13 protein-coding genes are annotated in these 17,499 nt (G+C 70.9%); 5 read left to right on the top strand and 8 right to left on the bottom strand.

The annotated features are described in order from the left end of the window. From CAP_RS25990 to CAP_RS45550, 5 genes are all read right to left on the bottom strand, one after another. The coding region (locus tag CAP_RS25990; protein ID WP_044245774.1) for an MXAN_5187 family protein at nt 1-1,397 on the bottom strand (1,397 nt) is incomplete at its 3' end. 3 nt (nt 1,398-1,400) lie between these two features. Continuing rightward, a complete protein-coding gene (locus tag CAP_RS25985; protein WP_156041146.1) occupies nt 1,401-2,219 on the bottom strand; it encodes a cupredoxin domain-containing protein in 819 nt (272 codons plus the stop codon). A gap of 510 nt (nt 2,220-2,729) precedes the next feature. Further along, nucleotides 2,730-3,566 (bottom strand): inositol monophosphatase family protein, encoded by an 837-nt coding sequence (locus CAP_RS25980; protein ID WP_044245770.1) that lies wholly within the window; start codon nt 3,564-3,566, stop codon nt 2,730-2,732. Next, on the bottom strand, nt 3,566-5,059 hold the full coding sequence (locus CAP_RS25975) for a UDP-N-acetylmuramate--L-alanine ligase (protein WP_044245767.1): 1,494 nt from the start codon (nt 5,057-5,059) through the stop codon (nt 3,566-3,568). Before CAP_RS25975 ends, CAP_RS25980 begins: the two co-directional genes overlap by 1 nt. A 106-nt stretch (nt 5,060-5,165) precedes the next feature. Then, nucleotides 5,166-5,858 (bottom strand): ComEA family DNA-binding protein, encoded by a 693-nt coding sequence (locus tag CAP_RS45550; protein ID WP_197041356.1) that lies wholly within the window; start codon nt 5,856-5,858, stop codon nt 5,166-5,168. A gap of 386 nt (nt 5,859-6,244) precedes the next feature. Here CAP_RS45550 and CAP_RS25965 point away from each other — a divergent pair, with 386 nt between their 5' ends. Both CAP_RS25965 and CAP_RS25960 read left to right on the top strand, forming a co-directional pair. Then, on the top strand, nt 6,245-7,345 hold the full coding sequence (locus CAP_RS25965) for a DUF362 domain-containing protein (protein WP_231511698.1): 1,101 nt from the start codon (nt 6,245-6,247) through the stop codon (nt 7,343-7,345). 45 nt (nt 7,346-7,390) lie between these two features. Then, on the top strand, nt 7,391-8,116 hold the full coding sequence (locus CAP_RS25960; RefSeq protein ID WP_197041355.1) for a hypothetical protein: 726 nt from the start codon (nt 7,391-7,393) through the stop codon (nt 8,114-8,116). Between the two features lie 22 nt (nt 8,117-8,138). Here CAP_RS25960 and CAP_RS25955 read toward each other — a convergent pair whose 3' ends face one another. Next, nucleotides 8,139-9,866, bottom strand: a complete 1,728-nt coding sequence (locus tag CAP_RS25955) for an acyl-CoA dehydrogenase family protein (RefSeq protein ID WP_044245764.1) — start codon at nt 9,864-9,866, stop codon at nt 8,139-8,141. A 42-nt stretch (nt 9,867-9,908) separates the two neighbouring features. Next, entirely contained in the window at nt 9,909-12,065 is a 2,157-nt protein-coding gene (locus tag CAP_RS25950) for an HDIG domain-containing metalloprotein (RefSeq protein ID WP_156041145.1), read from the bottom strand. A 204-nt stretch (nt 12,066-12,269) separates the two neighbouring features. Between CAP_RS25950 and folP the strand changes: the two genes are divergently transcribed. From folP to CAP_RS25935, 3 genes are read left to right on the top strand one after another with little or no spacing between them, the layout of a single operon-like run. Next, the gene (gene folP / locus CAP_RS25945) at nt 12,270-13,175 is read left to right on the top strand and encodes a dihydropteroate synthase (protein ID WP_044245761.1); all 906 of its coding nucleotides are present in this window, start codon (nt 12,270-12,272) and stop codon (nt 13,173-13,175) included. Beyond that, nucleotides 13,172-14,524, top strand: a complete 1,353-nt coding sequence (gene cdaA, locus CAP_RS25940; RefSeq protein ID WP_044245758.1) for a diadenylate cyclase CdaA — start codon at nt 13,172-13,174, stop codon at nt 14,522-14,524. The genes folP and cdaA overlap by 4 nt, the downstream gene beginning before the upstream one ends. Beyond that, nucleotides 14,521-15,456: a CdaR family protein gene (locus CAP_RS25935; protein ID WP_044245757.1), complete on the top strand. Its 936-nt coding sequence runs from the start codon at nt 14,521-14,523 to the stop codon at nt 15,454-15,456. Before cdaA ends, CAP_RS25935 begins: the two co-directional genes overlap by 4 nt. 175 nt (nt 15,457-15,631) lie before the next feature. Here the strand turns inward: CAP_RS25935 and CAP_RS25930 are convergent, their stop codons facing one another. Continuing rightward, complete coding sequence (locus tag CAP_RS25930; RefSeq protein WP_044245755.1) at nt 15,632-17,452, bottom strand: c-type cytochrome; 1,821 nt, start codon at nt 17,450-17,452, stop codon at nt 15,632-15,634. Nucleotides 17,453-17,499: the final 47 nt, after the last annotated feature.

Genomic DNA, 17,499 nt, shown 5'->3' with positions numbered 1-17,499 from the left:
CGTCGCGGCGGCGGCGGGCGCGGCGGCCCACCCGGAGGACCCGGCGGCTCCGACTGCATGTCCACCGCGGCCTCCTCGGCGCGCGCGGCGGGGCTCGGCCCAGGGCCTGACGGACGCGGCCCCGGCCCCCGCCCGCTCAGCGGAGGACGTTGCGCCCCCGAGCGAGGCCCGCTCGACGGCCCCGGCACGTCCGGCACCGCGAACGCGCTCATCGCCGGCTGCGCGGGGATCGGCCCCAGCACCTGCTCCAGATCCGCAGCCTTGCGCGGGGCTCCCCCCTTGGCCGCGACCTTGTCGATGCCGTCGTTCAGGTCAGCCGCGATCTTCTTGTAGGCGCCGCCGAACCGGCTCGGGGCGAGCACGTCGATCTCGCCCTTGGCCAGGCGGATCGCCTCGGCCCGGAACACCTGCAGCGGCCGCGTGTGCTCCAGGAACGAGAACAGGAGCCCCAGCGCCGCGACCACGAGCACCCCGAGGAGCACGAACACCGTCGGCACCTGGGCCTTGTCCTCGTTGGTCGCCAGGTCCAGGAACCCTCCTGGCGAGTCCACCGCGGCGGCCAGCCGACCCACCGCGTACCCGGCGCCGAGCTCCCAGGCCTCACCCGCGAGCCGCGCGTACACCACGCCGAGGTGGGCGCCGATCACCCGCACCTCGGTGCGCCCCTTCTCCTTGTAGTCCTTGTTGTCGTCGAGCAGCTTCAGATCCTGGGTGATCTGATCCATGTTCGCCTTGTCGAACCCCTCCGGCGCGCCCGACGCCACCCGGGCACCCTCCGCGTAGAAGGCGATCGCGGCGCCCGTGCGCTTCGACACCGCGCGCGCGAAGCCGTCGTCGACGATCTTGGCGCCGATGATCGCGCCGACCGGATCGCCGTTCACCTCTTGCTCCACCGGGCGCGTCATCACCCGGTAGATCCTCCCCTTCCACACCCACGCGTCGTCACGGATCCAGCCGTGCAGCGCGTCGGCCACCGCCGGGTAGCCGCCGAGCTCCCAGTCCTCCCGGTGCTCGAAGCCCACGGCGGCGATCACCCGACCCCCCGCGTCCACGGCCCACACGGCGTCGAACTTCAGGTCGGCCGGGAAGTCCTCGACGTCCGCGCGCAGCGCCTTGCGCGCCTTCTCCCGCACCTCGGCGCCGGGCTTCGCCTCGCTCGACGCCTTGGCCAGCGCGGCGCGCAGGTCGGTGTTGAGCGAGGGCCGGATGAGGAGCGCCGAGCGCTTGCGCGCGTCGTCGTTCAGATACCACTCGACGGCGCTCGAATCGGCGCCGAGCGCCTCGCTCATCGCCCGGTGACCGACGCGGTTGTACACCTGCGCGGCGACGAAGAGCATGAACACTGCCGCGCCGAGCGCGAGGGCCAGGACGCCGTACCAGAAGCGGGAGAGCAGCATCGCCTACTTGTCCTTCGCCTTGTCGGGCTCGGCGACCTTGAGCGGGTCGCGCAGGAGTTGCTCGGCAGGCGCGGGGGTCACCGTGATCGGCAGCTCCACGCCGACGGGCTCACCGTTGTGATACCCCCGCAGCGAGTACGTCCCCGGGGCCAGATCGATCGCAAAGTTGCCGAGCCGGTCCGGGAACCCCACGGCCACCGTCTTCGGCTCCACCACGATCCAGGAGCGCACGCTCGGCGCGAGCTGATCGCGCACCTCGTACTTCCCCGGCCCTGGCGGCGTCCACGTGCGCGACTTCCCGGAAGCGGTCTCCACCGCCTGCAGCCCCTTGCCCCCCAGGTCGTAGAGCTTGTGCGGGAATGGATCCTGGTTCTCGAACAGGATCTGCTGACCCTCGGCGACCACCAGCGTCACCGGCGTGGTGCGCCCCCCGGCGACGACCACCCGCAGCGGCGCGCTGAGCGGCGTCCCCTTCGCCCCGAGCGCGGCCACGCACACCTCCTTGGGGAGGTAGCTCGTCAACGTGCGCACGTCCGCGCGCACCGTCGGCGACGGCTCGCGGAACGTGTACCGGCTCGACTTCGCCTCCTTCGCCTCGCCCCACACAGGGTTGAGGAGCTTCGCCGCCCCGACGAGCTTCCCCTTGACCGAGACCGTCGCCCCGATCGCGGCGCCGGGCACGAGGAGGATGGCCACCGCGAGGGCGGCACGCCGGAGCACGCGCACCGCGCGGGAAGAGGATCGGGTGCGCAGGTTGCCGCCCACGGTGAGACCTTCACCAGGGCAGCCCACCCCGGTGGGCTGAGGGGATTTCGTCTCCATCGCAGGGGGAAGCTACCGGAAGGGCCTAGAGAAATGAAAGCAAAAGCCCTTCTGCAGGCCCGCGCTTCCGCGGCCTCACCTCACCCGCGCACCGAGCACCGCCGGAGCGCCGCCGGAGCGCCACCCAAGCGGAATGCGCTGCGCGCCGGAGCCAGCGTCACGGTGGAAAATGACCGCGTACCCTGGACCTGGTGTCCTGCGCCCGCCTCTGCGCGCGCCGCTGCGCACGCGCCCGGAATCCAGGCGACAAAAAAGCCACGGGCCGGCGCGAGCCAGCCCGTAGATGTTCCGTACCGCCAAGAGCGTGGGCGAACAAGGGCGTGAACCCCTAGCGCATACGCTAGGTGGGAGCCGATATACCGCTTCAGGCTTCCCGGTGATTGATTTCCGGGCCTAGCACACCGCGGCAGCGAGAGGCTCCCTGGTTCGTGCTTACTCGGGATTCATTCGCCCTTACCCACAGGACTGGCAGAGGGAACACTCAGAATGATAGGTCGCCGGTCTGCGACGTCAACCGATCGTTGAAGCTCGCGAGGCCGCGAGCACCCGGAGCAGCTCGGCGTGCAGGTGGCCGTTCGAGGCCACCAGGTGACCCACGTGCCAGCGCGGCGCCCCCCCGTCCAGGGCAGTGATCGTCCCGCCAGCCGCCCGCACGATCGCGGCCCCGGCAGCGACATCCCAGACGTGCAGCTTGCGCTCCCAGTAGCCGTCGTACGTGCCATCGGCGACCATGCAGAGATCGATCGCCGCGCTACCGCATCGCCGCACCGCGCGCGCCCGCCGCTTGACGGCCTCGAACGACGCGAAGTTGTTGTCGGGCGCGCGGTCTCGCTGGGTGGGGAACCCCGTCGCGATCATGGCGCGGCCGATCTCGGTCGTCGCGCTCACCGCGCAGCGCGCTTGACCCCGCTGCGCCTCGCCGCTGCTCCCTGGCGTGCGCGCGCGGAACCCCACCCAGTGCAGGTTGAGCTCGGGCGCGACGACGGCGCCCACCACGGGCTCGTCCCCCTCCATCAGCCCCACCGACACGCACCAGAACGGGTGACCGTGGACGAAGTTCACCGTCCCATCGAGGGGATCGACGTACCACACCGGCCCGGCGCGCCCTGGCTCGTCGGCGACGCCGGTCCCCTCCTCCGCCACGATCGGCACGCCCGGCGTGAGCGCGCCGAGGCGCTCCACCAGCAGCGCCTCGCTGGCCCGATCGAACTGGGTCACCAGATCGTGCTCGCCCTTCTCCTGCACGAAGGGCCGTGACCTGAACCCCGCGCGCGCCACCCCCGCCGCCTCGTGGGCGATGCGCAGCGCGGCTGCCGCGAGCTCGGGCAGCTCTCGCTCACCGAGCATCACGGCACCTCCCGCGCCGCCGCGCCGCGCGCCGTGAGCGCCGCCCGCAGCTTGTCGTAGATGCCGCCGAACGCCCCGTTCGAGAGCAGCGCCACCGTGTCGCCAGGGCGCGCATCCACCGCGATCATCCCCACGATCTCCTCCACGGAGGACGCGGCATCGGCGTCCTTCCCTCCCCCCCGGATCGCCGCCACGATGCGCTCCCGATCCAGCCGCTCCTCCGCCGGGATCTCCGACCTCCCGAGCGGCGCGAGCACCACCCGGTCCGCCGCGCCGAACGCGCGCTCGTACGCCTCCTGGTGGAGCGCCCGGCAGGCCGTCGCGCTGCGCGGCTCGAACACGGCCCACAGCCGCCCGCCCTGGTGCCGCGTGCGCAAGCCACGCAGCGTCTCGTCCACCGCCGTCGGGTGGTGCGCGAAGTCGTCGTAGACGCGCACGCCACCGATCTCGAACAGCAGATCCTGCCGGCGCCGCACCCCCTCGAACCGCGCCAGCGCGGGCACCACCGTGGTGAGCGGCACGCCGTATCCCTGTGCCGCGGCCGCGATCGCCGCGAGCGCGTTGCGCACGTTGTGCAGCCCCGGCACCTGCAGCGCCGCCCGCCCCGCGAACACCCCACCTGCGTACAGATCGAACGCTTGCCCGCTCGCATCGGCGCCCGCGGGTGCCGCCAGCCAGTGTGGCGGCATCCCGTGGGTGTCGTCGCCTTCCAGCGCGAACCAGGCCACCTCGGCGCGCGCCGCGCTGTTCACCACCTCCACCACCCGCGCATCGTTCGCCGCCGCGATGAGGAGACCGCGCTCGGGCACGCGCTCCACGAACCCCCGGAACGCCGCCAGGTACGACGCCTCGTCGGGGTAGATGTCGATGTGATCGTGCTCGATCGAGGTGATCACCGCCACCTCGGGGCGGTAGTGCCAGAACTTCGGCGTCTTCTCGAAGAAGGCCGTGTCGTACTCGTCCCCCTCGACCACGAACGGCGTACCGCGCAACCCGCCACCCTGACCTGGCGCGAGGGGCAGCCCGCGCCCCGCGGGCCCCTGGGGCAACCTGAAGCTCGCCTCGAAGTTCTTGGGGAGCCCCCCGATCAGAAAGCCTGGCTCGCGCCCTCCCTGATCGAGGAGCCAGGCGCACATCGTGCTGGTCGTGGTCTTGCCGTGCGTGCCGGCCACCACGAGCGGCGACCTGCCGCGGAGCAGGTGGTCCGCGAGCGCGTGCGCCATGCTGGTGGTCTTGATCCCCCCGTCGATCGCCGCGCGCGCCTCGGGGTTGCTGGGGCGGCACACGTTGCCGATCACCACCAGGTCTGGACGCGGGTCGAGGTGGGCCGGGTCGAACCCCGTCATCAGCCGGATCCCCCACTGCTCGAGCGCGGGACCCATGGGCGGGTGGAAGGCGACGTCCGAGCCCGTGACCTCGTGCCCCGCAGCCTTGAACAGACCTGCGAGCGCGCCCATACCCGTGCCGGCCACCGCGACGAAGTGCACATGCATCGGCCCGGAGTGTGCCCGAGCGGTGCCGCCGGGCAACAAAAGCGCGGAGAGCACGCGGGAATCGCGCAAGAATCGCGCAAGAATCGCCAGAAAACGCGCCAGAACCCTACGGCGGATCCACCAGGCAGTGAGGCCGCAGCCGCTCCAGCGAGCGCCGCCCGATCCCCTTCACCCGCCGCAGATCCTCGACCTTGCGGAAGCGCCCGAGCCTCACGCGCAGCGCCAGGATGGCCGCCGACTTGGCGGGCCCGATGCCTGGCAACCGCTGCAGTTCCTCGGCCGTGGCCAGGTTGAGGATCACCTTCCCGTCCGGGGTGACCCCGCTGCCTGTCGCCGCCGCCTTGCCGGCTTCCGCGCCCGCCTCCGTCCCACCATCGGAGGGCGTCCCTGCATCCCTGGCCGCCGCAGCCGCGTGCCCCTCCTCCGCGCCGCCCTTCGCGCCACCCTCGGCGGCTCCGTCGGCGCTCTCTGCGACGTTCGCCCTGCTCCCCGCAGGGGGTGCCCCCGGGACCGGCGCCCCCAGGAGCAACGCAGCCTCTGGCGCCGCGCTGCCCGCCAGAAACGGGACGGCCTGGAGCAGCTTGCCCGACCCGACGAGCGCCAGCAGGAAGAACCCGGCCAGGTATGCCGCCGCCCGGGCCCCCAGCGAAGCCCACGCCGACTGCTTCAAGGCATCACGCGCATCACGCGCCCGCCCGAGCAACGTGCTCCTCTCCTCGCCGGTCACCTCCTCCTTGGGCCTCTCGACCCCGGGTATCCCCTCCTCCAGCCTCGCGACCCTCGATCCCTTGCGGTGCATGGACACGACCTCCTTCCCTCGCCTCTCCTCGACCGGTGGAGTGCAGCCCTGCTTCTCCAGCGGCCTCGGGGCGAGGCGAGCGCGCACGAGCGAAGTCCATGCCCGGGCATGCACCCCGAAATCCCCGGGAAAAAGGCCCATCCGCCCGCTGCCCCAAGTGGCGGCGCCATGGCGGGCCTGCGCAGATCGCGCGAGAGCATGACTTTTCACCGGGGCATCTTTCACCGCTCCGCGGTGCCGCGACGCCGTCGGTCGGCTACCATCAAACCCTGCGTGGACATGCAGGCCACGCCGCTCTGCCTCACGCTGAAGCCGCTGGCCGCGGGGCTCACCCGTCCTCTGGCCCCCGTAGTCCTCGGCGTCCTCAGCGTTCTCTGGAGGTCCCCTTGTCTCGCGACTGCCGCCCGCTCCCCGCTGGAATCGACCGACGCGCCTTCCTCGGCCTCGCCACGGGCACGGCTTCCGCCGCGCTCCTCGGGGTAGACCCCGCGCATGCTGCCGAGGGATCCCCAGCGCCCCTCGCAGGGCTCGCGGCCCGTCCTCCCGCAGGGTTCGCGCCCTTCACGATGCCCGGCAAGATCGTCAAGGTCAGCAAGTCGAACACCATGCAGGGGAACGGCCTGTGGCCCGAGGCCGATGCCGCCAGGCTGATGCTGCAGCGGACCATGGAAGAGCTCACCGGCAAGGCGGAACTCGGCCAAGCCTTCGCCATGTTCGTGAACAAGGCGGACAAGGTGGCAATCAAACTGAATGGCATCGCCGGCAAGACGGGGGCCACCATGGCCACCAACAAGGAGCTCGCCGTCGAGGTGGTGCGGGGCGTCATCGCCGCCGGCGTCCCGGCGGAGAACATCGTGCTCTTCGAGCAGTACCCCTCGTTCCTCGCGGGCACCCGCTGTGCCGACCGGAACCGGAAGCTCGCCCCCGAGTTCCCCGCCGGCGTGACCGCCATGGTCCACGAGAACAAGGACGCCGTGATGCCGGAGATCCGCGTCGCCGGCATCCCCACCAAGTTCGTCCGCCCCTTCACCGAGGCGACGGCCGTGATCAACCTCGCGCTCATGAAGGACCACGGGATCTGCGGCTACACCGGGTGCCTCAAGAACATCACCCACGGCGCGTCCATCAACCCCCACGCCTTCCACGAGCACAACGCCAGCCCCCAGATCGCGGAGCTGTACGCGCAGAGCGTGGTGAAGAGCCGCGTCAGGCTGCACATCACCGACGGCTTCAAGCTGATCTACGACGAGGGCCCCCTCGACACCAACAAGCGGCGGCGGGTGCTCCACGAGGCCCTCTATGCAACGACCGATCCGGTGGCCATGGACGTCATCGGCTGGGGGGTCATCGAGGAGTGGCGGCGCAACAACGGGCTGCCCACCCTGAAGGAAGCGGGACGCGAGCCCACCTACATCCGGGTCGCGGCCGATCTGGGGCTCGGCGTCTTCGACAAGAACCGAATCTCCATGCGCGAGGTCCGTCTGTAATCTGGTGAGCGACAGAGGGTCGCCGCACGCACCCACCGTCCACCTATGCTCCGTCCCCTACCCTTCGCGTCCTTGCTCTTGCTCCTCGCCGCGAGCGCGGCCTCCTGCGGCGGCGCGCCCACCGCGGCCCAGCCCCCACAGAAGCCGCCGACGCCCACCTCGGTCACGCGCGACAACCCGGGGGGAGACTCGTCCGATCCCGAGTATGCCGCGCTGGAGCGGCTCCTGAAGGAGCCCTGGGGCCACCGCAAGGACCGCTTCAACACGATCGAAGTCCCGATGCCCGACGTGAAGAAGTGGCGCCGGGTGCGCATCTGGAGCCATCCCACCAGGGCGACCTTCCGCTACGGCAACGACCACTACGCCGTCTCGACCGTGCTCTACACGCCCATCGTGGGGCGAGACGACCTCGACGCCTGCCTTGACGATTTCTGGAAGAAGAACATCCCGCTCGCCGACGCTTACGGGGTGCGCCTTGGCCAGACCAGGCTGGTGCGCACGACCCAGGACATCGACGGCGAGGTGCGGCCGGTGCTGATCAAGGTGGTCGACGGCAGCGTCGACTCGGTCTTCGCCAGCGACGACTACGTGGGCGCGGTGTCGGTCTACCAGTCCTGGCCTGGCACCTGCCTCGTCCACGCCATCGCCTTCAAGGCGAGCACCCACCGCAAGCTCGCCGAGTCCGTCCGCGACCGCTGGGTCAGCGAGGGCGCCCCGAAGCTCCACTGGCTGAAGAAGGTCACCGAGGCGCCCGAATTCAAGGCCCGCTGAGCCGCGGCTCCGGCCGCATGGTTCAGAGCACGTCGAACGGATAGGCGCGATCGGCGTACGCGCGCACCGCGACCGCCTTGCGCAGCTCGTCGTCGTTGTCCTGCACGTCAGCGACGAGCTGCTTGAGGCGCCGCTGGGCCATGCCCGTGTAGATCGAGGTCAGGTCGATCTCGCGCCGCGCCCCCTCCTCGCCCCGCCGCTCGATCGCGCGCGTGGTCCTGGCGAGGCACGCCGCGATCCCGAAGAGGTCCATGGCGATCTCCGCGACGCGCTTCTGCACGTACTGCATCTCGGCGATGTCGCGCCCGTGCTTGCGCAGGACCGCCTCGGTGATGCTCACGAGCTGACCGGTGTGCTCCTCGAAGAGGACCGCCTCGCGGCTGAGGAGCGGGTGCGTGCGCGTCATGCGCTCCCGCCCGAGCACCGTGCGTGCCTTGCGGATGGCGAAGTCGCTGAGCAGCCCGAAGCCCTTGATCGGCTCGCGCATCGCCCGCGCCACGTCCTCCAGCGCGCGGCCTGGCCCGCTCATCCCGGAGAGCGCCACGAAGGCCCGCAGGATCTCGTTGGTCCCCTCGAAGATCAGGTTGATCCGCGCGTCGCGCAGGAGCTGCTCGTACGGGTAGTCCTGCATGTAGCCGATACCCGCCGCGATCTGCAGGGTCTCGTTCGCCACCGACCACAGGGTCTCGCTGCCCACGATCTTGCAGATCGCGCTCTCCAGCGAGTAGTCCACGACCCCCGCGTCGATGAGCCCCGCGGCGAGGTAGGTCATCGACTCGAGCGCGTAGATCTGCGCGAGCATGGTCGCGATCTTGTCCTTGATGAGGCCGAAGCCGCCGATGTGCCGGCCGAACGCGCGGCGCTCCTGCACCCGGTCGATGGCCATCCGGACCAGCGTCTGGCAGGCGCCGATGCTCCCCGCGGCGAGCCCGAGGCGCCCGCTGTTCAGCACCTCCATGGCCACCCGGAACCCCTTGCCCGCCTCGCCGAGCACGTTCTCCACCGGCACCCGCACGTCCTCGAAGAACAGCTCTGTCGTCGAGGAGCCGCGGATGCCGAGCTTGTGCTCCTCGGGGCCGCTCTTCACCCCCGCGCTCCGATCCACGATGAACGCGGTGAGCCGGGGCTTCTTCCCCTCCTCCAGCGCCGAGGTCCGCGCGAACACCGTGAAGACGTCGGCGAACCCGCCGTTGGTGATCCAGATCTTGGACCCGTTGAGCACGTAATGCTTCCCGTCCGGCGACAGCTCCGCGCGGGTCTTCACTGCGGCGGCGTCGGACCCCGCGCCTGGCTCGGTCAAGGCGAAGGCCGCCATGTGCTCCCCGGTCGCGAGCCGCGGCAAGTAGCGCTGCTTCTGCTCCTCGGTCCCGAAGAGCAGGATGCCCTTCAACCCGATGGACTGGTGCGCCCCCAGCGTCACCGCGATGGACGCATCGAGGCTCCCCACCTCCTGCATGACGCGCGCGTACGCCATGGAGCTGAGCCCAGCCCCGCCGTGCTGCGCCGGGATCTGCAGCCCCATGAGCCCCAGATCCTTCAGCCCCGAGAGCACCTCGGGTGGGATGCGGCAGGCCCGATCGATCTTGGCGCTGTCCACGTTCGCGCCAAAGAACCGCCGGACGCTGTCGAGGAGCAGCGAGACGTTCTCGCGCTCGTCGGAACTCATCTCGGGGAACGGGAAGAGCATCTCCTCGGCGATGACGCCGTGGAAGAGCGCCTTCATGAAGCTCTGTTCGATGTTGCGAGGCATATCGTGCGGGACTCGGTCGAGAGCGTAGTACGCCCGAGCGCTTCAGCGAGGCGTTTCCTCGGACCCCGGCGCCCGAGCGGCGGTCGCTTCCGCCTTCGGCGCTTCCTTCTCCCCCGCCTCCCCCGCCTCCCTCACCTCCGGTGAGGCCTCCGGCTTGGGCGACACCTTCGCGTCCGCTCCCGCCGCCGCCTTCTCGGCAGCCTTCACCTTCTCCTCCGCCGCCTTCGACACTCCTGCAGACTTCAGCGTCTCATCCGCCTTGGCCACCGCGGCCTTCACCGCCGTCGCCTTCGGCGTCTCCTCCACCTTCGGCGCTGCGACCTTCGGCGTCTCCTCGGCCTTCACGGCGTCCGCCCTCGCGGCGTCCCCCTTCACTTCCGACTTGGGCGCCGCAGCCTTTGCGTCGGCCTTCGCGCCTTCAGCCTTCGCGCCTTCAGCCTTCGCGCCCTCGGCCTTCGCGTCCGCCTTCTGCGCCTGCGCGTCGCCACCCTTGGCTTCTGCGCCCTTCGCCGGCTCCGCCGCCTCGCCGCCCTTCGGCTTCGGGGTCAACACCGACCCTGGCAAGGGCGTCAGGATGGACGGCGGCTGCATCGCGCGCTCCGCCTCGCGCTGCCACGGGTACTTGATGCGGCCGTGGGACATGTTCACGAGCGTCGAGGCCATGCGCGAGGAGAGGATGCGCAGGTCCTGCAGCGTCAGCCCCGACTCGTCGAGCTGACCGCCCGCGAGCTTGTGGAACACCACCCGCTGGATCATCTCCTCGAACTTCTTCTGCTCCGGGGGCCACACCGTGCGTGACGCAGCCTCGATGGAGTCGACGAGCATCAAGATGGCCGTCTCCTTTGTCTGCGGCTTCATCCCGGGGTAGCGGAAGTGCTCCTCCGTGAGCCCCTTCGGGTTCCCCTGCTCCTTGCACTTGTGCCAGAAGTACTCGACCATCTGCGTGCCGTGGTGGGTGTAGGCGAACTCCACCACCGGCTCCGGGATGTGACCGTCGCGCAGGATCTTGGTGCCCATCACCACGTGGGCCATGATCGCGTCGGCGCTGACGTCGGGATCGAGCTCCTCGTGCGGCGAGCGCTCACCGTGCTGGAGGTTCTCGATGAAGTACTTGCTCTGCACGGTCTTGCCGAGGTCGTGGTAGTAGGCGCCGACCCGGGTGAGCAGCGCGTCGCACCCGATCGCGGCGGCCGCGGCCTCCGCCAGGTTCGCCATGGCCCGCGCGTGCTCCCAGCTCCCGGGCGCCTCGGTGGCCATCTTCTTGAGCAGCGGCTGCTCCAGATCGGTCAGGTCGAGCAGCTTGTCGCGCGACACGTGGCCCATCACCCGCTCGGCGGGCTCGCGCAGCGTCCGCGCCAGGACGCCGGCCAGCACCCCGCCGCCCACGCAGGCGATCACGTTGGAGCTGAGCCCGCGCGCGAGATCCGCGCCGATGCTGAAGCGCCCCTCGAAGATCACCGTGAGCGAGACGAGGCCCACCGCGCCGGAGATGCCCGCGAGGGCGCCGGCGACCAGCATCTGCCGCGGGTGCTTCCGGTCGAAGAAGAACAGGGTCGAGGCGATGCCCCGCACGAGCAGCACGCAGAGCAGGATGAGGTCGAACCGGAGCAGCGACGCGGCGATGAACGCGCCGCCCACCTCGATGAGGAACGCCGTGCGGCGATCGAAGGCGAGGGCCACCCAGAGCGGCAGCGCGGCGACCGGAATCCAGAACTCCGGCAGCGCCGTGAACAGGAGCAGGGCCTTGGCGAAGACCAGCGACCCCGCCATCAAGGCCAGGAGCCCGACCTGCGCCCGGAGCAGGTGGACCCGGTTCTGCCCGAACCGCCGCAGGTAGGCGGTGAGCATCATGCCGATGATGAAGTACAGGACGTAGAGGCTGCCGAGGCGCCCCGTCGTCGGCGGGCGCCGGATCGACTCGTAGGCGAAGGCCGCGCGGTGGTTGTCGTCCCACTCGTGGAGCACCGTCCCGCGGGGGACGATGAGCCGCGCGTGCTCGTACACCAGCCGGTGCTGGGTATCGCGGACGATGCGCGGGCCGTACGGGAGCCGCAGCGTGAAGGGCGCCGGGGAGCCCATCCGCGGCGACAGCGCCGGCAAGTAGAGGTCCGCGACGCTGATCCCGGTGACGACCAGGGCGAAGAGGAGGCTCACGACGAAGCCGGCGACCGGCCCTGCTCGAAGACGCGTGCGCAGCATCGAATCGCGCGAGCTACCTGAGGGTCCGGCCCATGTGGCGTGTGCCCGAACGCGGGCGACGCCGGCGACGCCAGCGACCTGTAGAGCCTCGCCGGTGTGGCCGGCGATACTCCGAGGGAGCCCGACAGACCCTCAGGCTAGCAAAGCCGCCCATCTCCGGACAAGGGAATTGCCGTTCGGCGTGAAAGTTGCTACCCACAGGAAATGTCCCGGTTACTCACGCTGCTCTCGGGTCGCAAGCGTGTGGTGATCATGGGCGTGCTTAATCGAACTCCGGACTCGTTCTCGGACGGGGGCCGGTTCACGGATGACGGGGCAGCGAGCGCGCACATCGAGGCGATGCTCGACGAAGGGGCTGACATCATCGATATCGGCGCAGAATCGACGCGGCCAGGCGCGCGCCTGGTTCCAGACGACGAGCAGATCGCTCGCATCGGTAGCGGTGTGCGCGACGCCGTCCGCCTCGGCGCGCTCGTCTCCATCGACACCACCTCGCCTGTCGTCGCCGAGCGCGCGCTCGGCGAGGGCGCCGCCATCGTCAACAGCGTCTCGCTCGACGTCGCGCCTGCCCTCGGCGCGCTCTGCGCACGCCACGACGCCTCCCTCGTGCTCATGCACAGCCGTGGCGCGATGACCGGCATGGCCGGCTTCTCCGTCTACGACGACGACGCCTACGACGACGTCGTGGCGGACGTGTCGCGCGAGTGGATGCACGCCGCCGAGCGCGCGATGGAGGCGGGGCTCTCCCGCGACGAGCTCCTGCTCGACCCTGGACTCGGCTTCGCCAAGAACGCGCGGCACTCTCTCGAACTCGTCGCCCGCCTCGACGAACTCTGCGCCCTCGGCTTCCCGGTGCTGGTCGGCCCGAGCCGCAAGTCGTTCGTCGCGCGCGCCGCCTCGGCCGCCGACCCGGACCTCAAGGAGGCGCCCCCCGAGCAGCGCCTCGGGGGCACCCTCGCCGCGTGCCTCGCCTGCGCCTCGGCCGGCGCCGCGGTCCTCCGGGTCCACGACATCACGCCCACGCGGCAAGCCCTCGCCTTCGCCGCGGCCCTCACCGACGCGCGCCGCGCCACCAGCGCCAGCGCAGGAAAGGAAGACCTGCCCCGATGATCGAGGGCTTCCTCCGCCTCTTCTCGGCGCGGCCGCCGCTGCAGATCCTCCGCGATCTGCTCGACATCTTCATCGTCGCCTACGTCGTCTACCGCGCCCTGCTGGTGCTCCGCGGCACGCGCGCGATGCAGATGGGGCTCGGCCTCGGGATCGTCTTCCTCGTCTACCTCGGGGCCAAGGTCTTCGGGCTGACCACGCTCCTCAACCTGCTCTCGTGGCTGCTCTCCTCGATCATCCTCATCGTGGTCGTGGTGTTCCAGAACGACATCCGCCGCGCCCTCATCCGCGTGGGCGGCAAGGCGTGGTTCTCGTCCGGCCGCGAGCAGCAGTCGCGCGTCATCGACGAGGTGGTCGCCGCGGCGACGGAACTCGCCCGCCACCGCATGGGCGCGATCATCGCCTTCGAGCAGGACGCGAACGTCCTCGAGTTCGTCAAGAGCGACGGCATCCCCATCGACTCCATGGTCACCCGGGAGCTGCTCGTCTCGCTCTTCGTCCCCGAGTCGGTCAACAAGCTCCACGACGGCGCGGTGCTCATCCGCGACCTCAAGATCGCCCGCGCTGGCGTGTTCTTCCCCATGCCAGAGACCAAGATCCTCGACGCGAGCCTCGGCTCCCGCCACCGCGCCGCGCTCGGCATCACCGAGGAGACCGACGCGGTGGTCGTGGTGGTGAGCGAGGAGCGCGGCACCATCAGCTTCTGCTTCAGCGGCAACATCGTCTCGAACCTCGACGGCCAGTCGCTGCGCCACGCGCTCCTCGGCCTCTTCGGGCGCTCCTCCCGCAAGCGCCGCTTCGCGCGCCGGCCCATGCGCCCCGGCCTCAGCGCGGTCGGTCCCCAGTCGCTGCCCTCGCCGCGCGTGACCACCACCCCGCCCGCAGGCAGCGGCTCCCTCACCAGCGGCGGCGACGGCGCGACGAGCAAGTCGCCGGCGCTGACCCGCACCCTCCCCTCCGAGAAGAACGTCCAGGCCCCCAAGGCCGCGGCGACGCCGACGTCGACGCTCAACGCCGCGTCCGCGCCCTCACCCACGCCCGTGCCCACGCCTGCGCCGAAGCTCCCCACCTCGACGCCGATGAAGCCCGCGGAGATGCGCGCCTCCATCTCCCAGGACCCCGAGCGCGTCTCCAGTGAGCGCGGCAGGCCGGCCCTCGTCGACATGCCGGTCGGCAAGCCGGTGGACCCGCGCGGCGAGCGCAGCGAGAGCGCGGACGACGCCGACGGGCGCCCCGTGCCGAGCCAGCGCACCTTCGTCCCCACCGGCGCCACCGCCCCGGGTGGCGGCGCTTCCGGTGGCCCTTCCGCGAGCGGAGGCGTGGAGGGCAGCCCTCCGCGGGATGAGCCGTGAACCAGGGCATCCGCGGCGTGATCCGCTCGGCATTCCTTGAGAACATCGGCCTCAAGGCCCTGTCGCTCACCTTCGCGCTCGGCTTCTACGCCTTCATCCACGGCGCCGAGAACGCCCAGCGCACCTTCTCGGTCAGCGTGGTGTCGGTGATGCCCAAGGAAGAGCTGAACCGTCAGCTCATGACCCAGCTCCCCACCGAGGTCGCGGTCACCCTGACCGGGTCACGCACCACGCTCGACGACCTGCGCGCCGACGACCTCGGCACCCTCCAGCTCGACCTGCGCACCGGCCGGGTGCCCTACGTGGAGCTCGACGCCTCCATGTTCCACGTCCCCGAGGGCCTGGTCGCGGAGCAGGTCTATCCCCCGCGCATCGAGCTGCGCTGGGACGACGTGATCACCCGCGTCATCCCCGTGCAGGTCTCCCGCACCGGCGAGCTGGCCACGGGCTTCGAGGTGAAGGGCACCATCGTCGTCGACCCCACCTCGGTGAAGGCGCGCGGCCCCCAGTCCATCGTCGAGGTCATGCAGTACGCCCGCACCGAGGCCTTCGACGTCACCGGACTGACCACGGGCAGCTACGACCGCACCCTCGCCCTGGACCGCCCTCCCAAGCTCGTCACCTACGACGTGGACAGCGTGAAGGCCACGCTGGAGGTCACGCGCGAGCTGGTCTCCCGCTCCTTCGACCGCAAGGTGGAGGTGGTCGGCCTCCCCCGCGCCAGGACCACGCCCGCAGCAGTGACGGTGCGAATCACGGGGACGGCCGAGGAGGTGAACGCGCTCGCGCCCGAGGCCATCGTGCCCCTCGTCGAACTCAAGGGCACCGCCGTCGACCCGAACCAGGCCGGCAGCGCCTTTCTCGACGTGGTGGTCGACGTGGGCTCGCTCCGCGCCGACGTGAGCCCGCCCCGTGTCCTCGTGAAGTGGTGAGTGGTGAGGGCGAGGGGGCGCGCGTCCCCTCGTCGAGTCCCCAGGGCAACCCACGGCGAGACGTCGTGCCCAGGGGACACAGCGTCATGGCTGGCGAGAGCGGTTCGCGGGGAGTGGGGACCCGTCGGGATTCACTCCCGGCGGGGCGAGGGGGCGCGCGTCCCCTCGTCGAGACTCAGAGCGTTTCCAGGTAGACGACGAGATCGTCGATGTCGGCGTCGGACAGGGTCGACAGGTCGCCGTGCGCCTTGCCGCCGCAGGCCTCGTCGTCGAACCGGTCGCGCAGCGTCGCGGCGCAGCCGTCGTGCATGAAGGGCGCGCGGCCGCTGAGGCCGACGAGCGTCGGCACCTGCAGCTTCTCGCCGCGGCCCACGTCCTCGTTCCGGTTGTTCGTGAACATCGCGCCCGAGTGGCACGACGCGCAGCCCACCGCCTCGCTCTTGAAGATCGCCTCGCCGCGCGCCACGGCCCCCTCGTCGTCGGGCGGCGACGCCGGGAAGGCGGGGATCCGGTCGAGGAACCGCACCATCAGCCGCTCCTGGCGGATCCCGGGGCTGCTCCCGGCCATGCGCCCCACGAACACCTCCGTCATCAGCTTGTCGAAGTCCTCCATGTCGCCGTCCCAGTGGAGTGGCGCCGTCTGCAGGATGCCTCCGCCCATGGACTGCGTCCGCCGCTGGCCGATGGGGTCGAAGTTCCAGGTGTGCCCGTCCTCGTGCCCCTGCGGGTGGCACGACGCGCACGACATCGCCGCGAAGCTGCTCGGGGGCCGGTGGAACATCTCGTGGCCCGTGTCCTTCACGCTCTCGCCGGGGAAGTCGATGGTCCGGTTCGCCCCGTCCACCACGAACAGCCCGGGAGGCTCGCGGAGCTGCACCACCGCGTGACCTTCCCCGTCGAACGCCACCGCCACCGGCTGACCTGGCACCGACTCCTCGGTGGTCGTCGGCATGCAGTTGCCCTCACCCGAATCGTCGACGATCGCGGACCGCGTGGTGAACACCAGCTTGTCGTTGGCGGCCCCGACGATCGCCACGTCCATCCCGTCCCGCGAGATCGCCACGTCGACCGGCAGGCCCACCATGGGGATTGCCGCGACGGGCCTCGCGACCTCCGGAGCGTCGGCCGTCTCGTCAGCCGGATCGATCAGGCTCACGGCCGTGTGGACGATGTTCCCGTCGCAGTCGGGGTTGCCGTAATAGAACTGCCCCGGGTTCACCACCACCGGCGACGACTGCGCCCGCTGGTGCACCATCGCCGCGCCGCCGCCCGGGAGCGCCGTGAGGCGCCACGCCACGGAGGGCACGTAGTTCAGGCTGATCCCGGTGAAGGAGGGATCGGAGTCGAACGCCGGCAGCTTCCGCCGCTCCACCACCTTGCCGGAGGCGTCGACCACCAGCGTCTCGGCCGAACGGAAGGTGCTGACGAGGAGGTGCTCGCCGTCGACCACCACGTCGCGCAGGTCCCGATCGAGCCGGACCTTGCGCGTCGGCGTGCCCCCCGCCGCGGGGAGCGTCAGCAGCTCGCCGCCCATGCAGGCCACGTGGATCACGTCGGTGGCCGCGTCATAGGCGACGCCGCTCGGCGCCACGCACACCTCGCGGCGCTCGACGATGCTGCGGCTCGCGAGGTCCACCGTGACGAGCGCCCCGCCGCGCCGCAGCGCCACGTGCGCCCTACCTGCGCCATCCTCGACGACCCGCCCTGGCTCCTCCGTCTTGCCCACCGGCAGGAACGTCACGTCCTTCCGCTCCAGGTCCGTCACCCAGATCCCGTGCCGGTCGGGATCCCCCGCGACCGCGGTGCGACCATCGCCCGCGACGAGCAGCGTCCCGCCGCTGATGGGAGGCGGAGGCTCCGCCGTCATCGTCACCGTCTCCTCTCTGGGATCCGGGGGCGTGAGGCCCTCGCCAGAGCAGCCGGTGAAGGCCGCCGAGACAGCGCCAGTGGCGACGAGCGCGATCAAGGTGCGCGGGTAAGAGATGGTGCGGTGCATTGGTCCCTCCGACGTTCAGTCAGGCAACGCAGCAAGCGGGACGCCAG

Origin of the sequence: Chondromyces apiculatus DSM 436 (genome assembly GCF_000601485.1) — a bacterium.
In the GTDB taxonomy this organism is placed as follows: Bacteria; Myxococcota_A; Polyangia; order Polyangiales; family Polyangiaceae; genus Chondromyces; species Chondromyces apiculatus.
The sequence above is the reverse complement of the archived record's forward strand: the minus strand, read 5'-3'. Positions and strand labels throughout refer to the sequence as shown.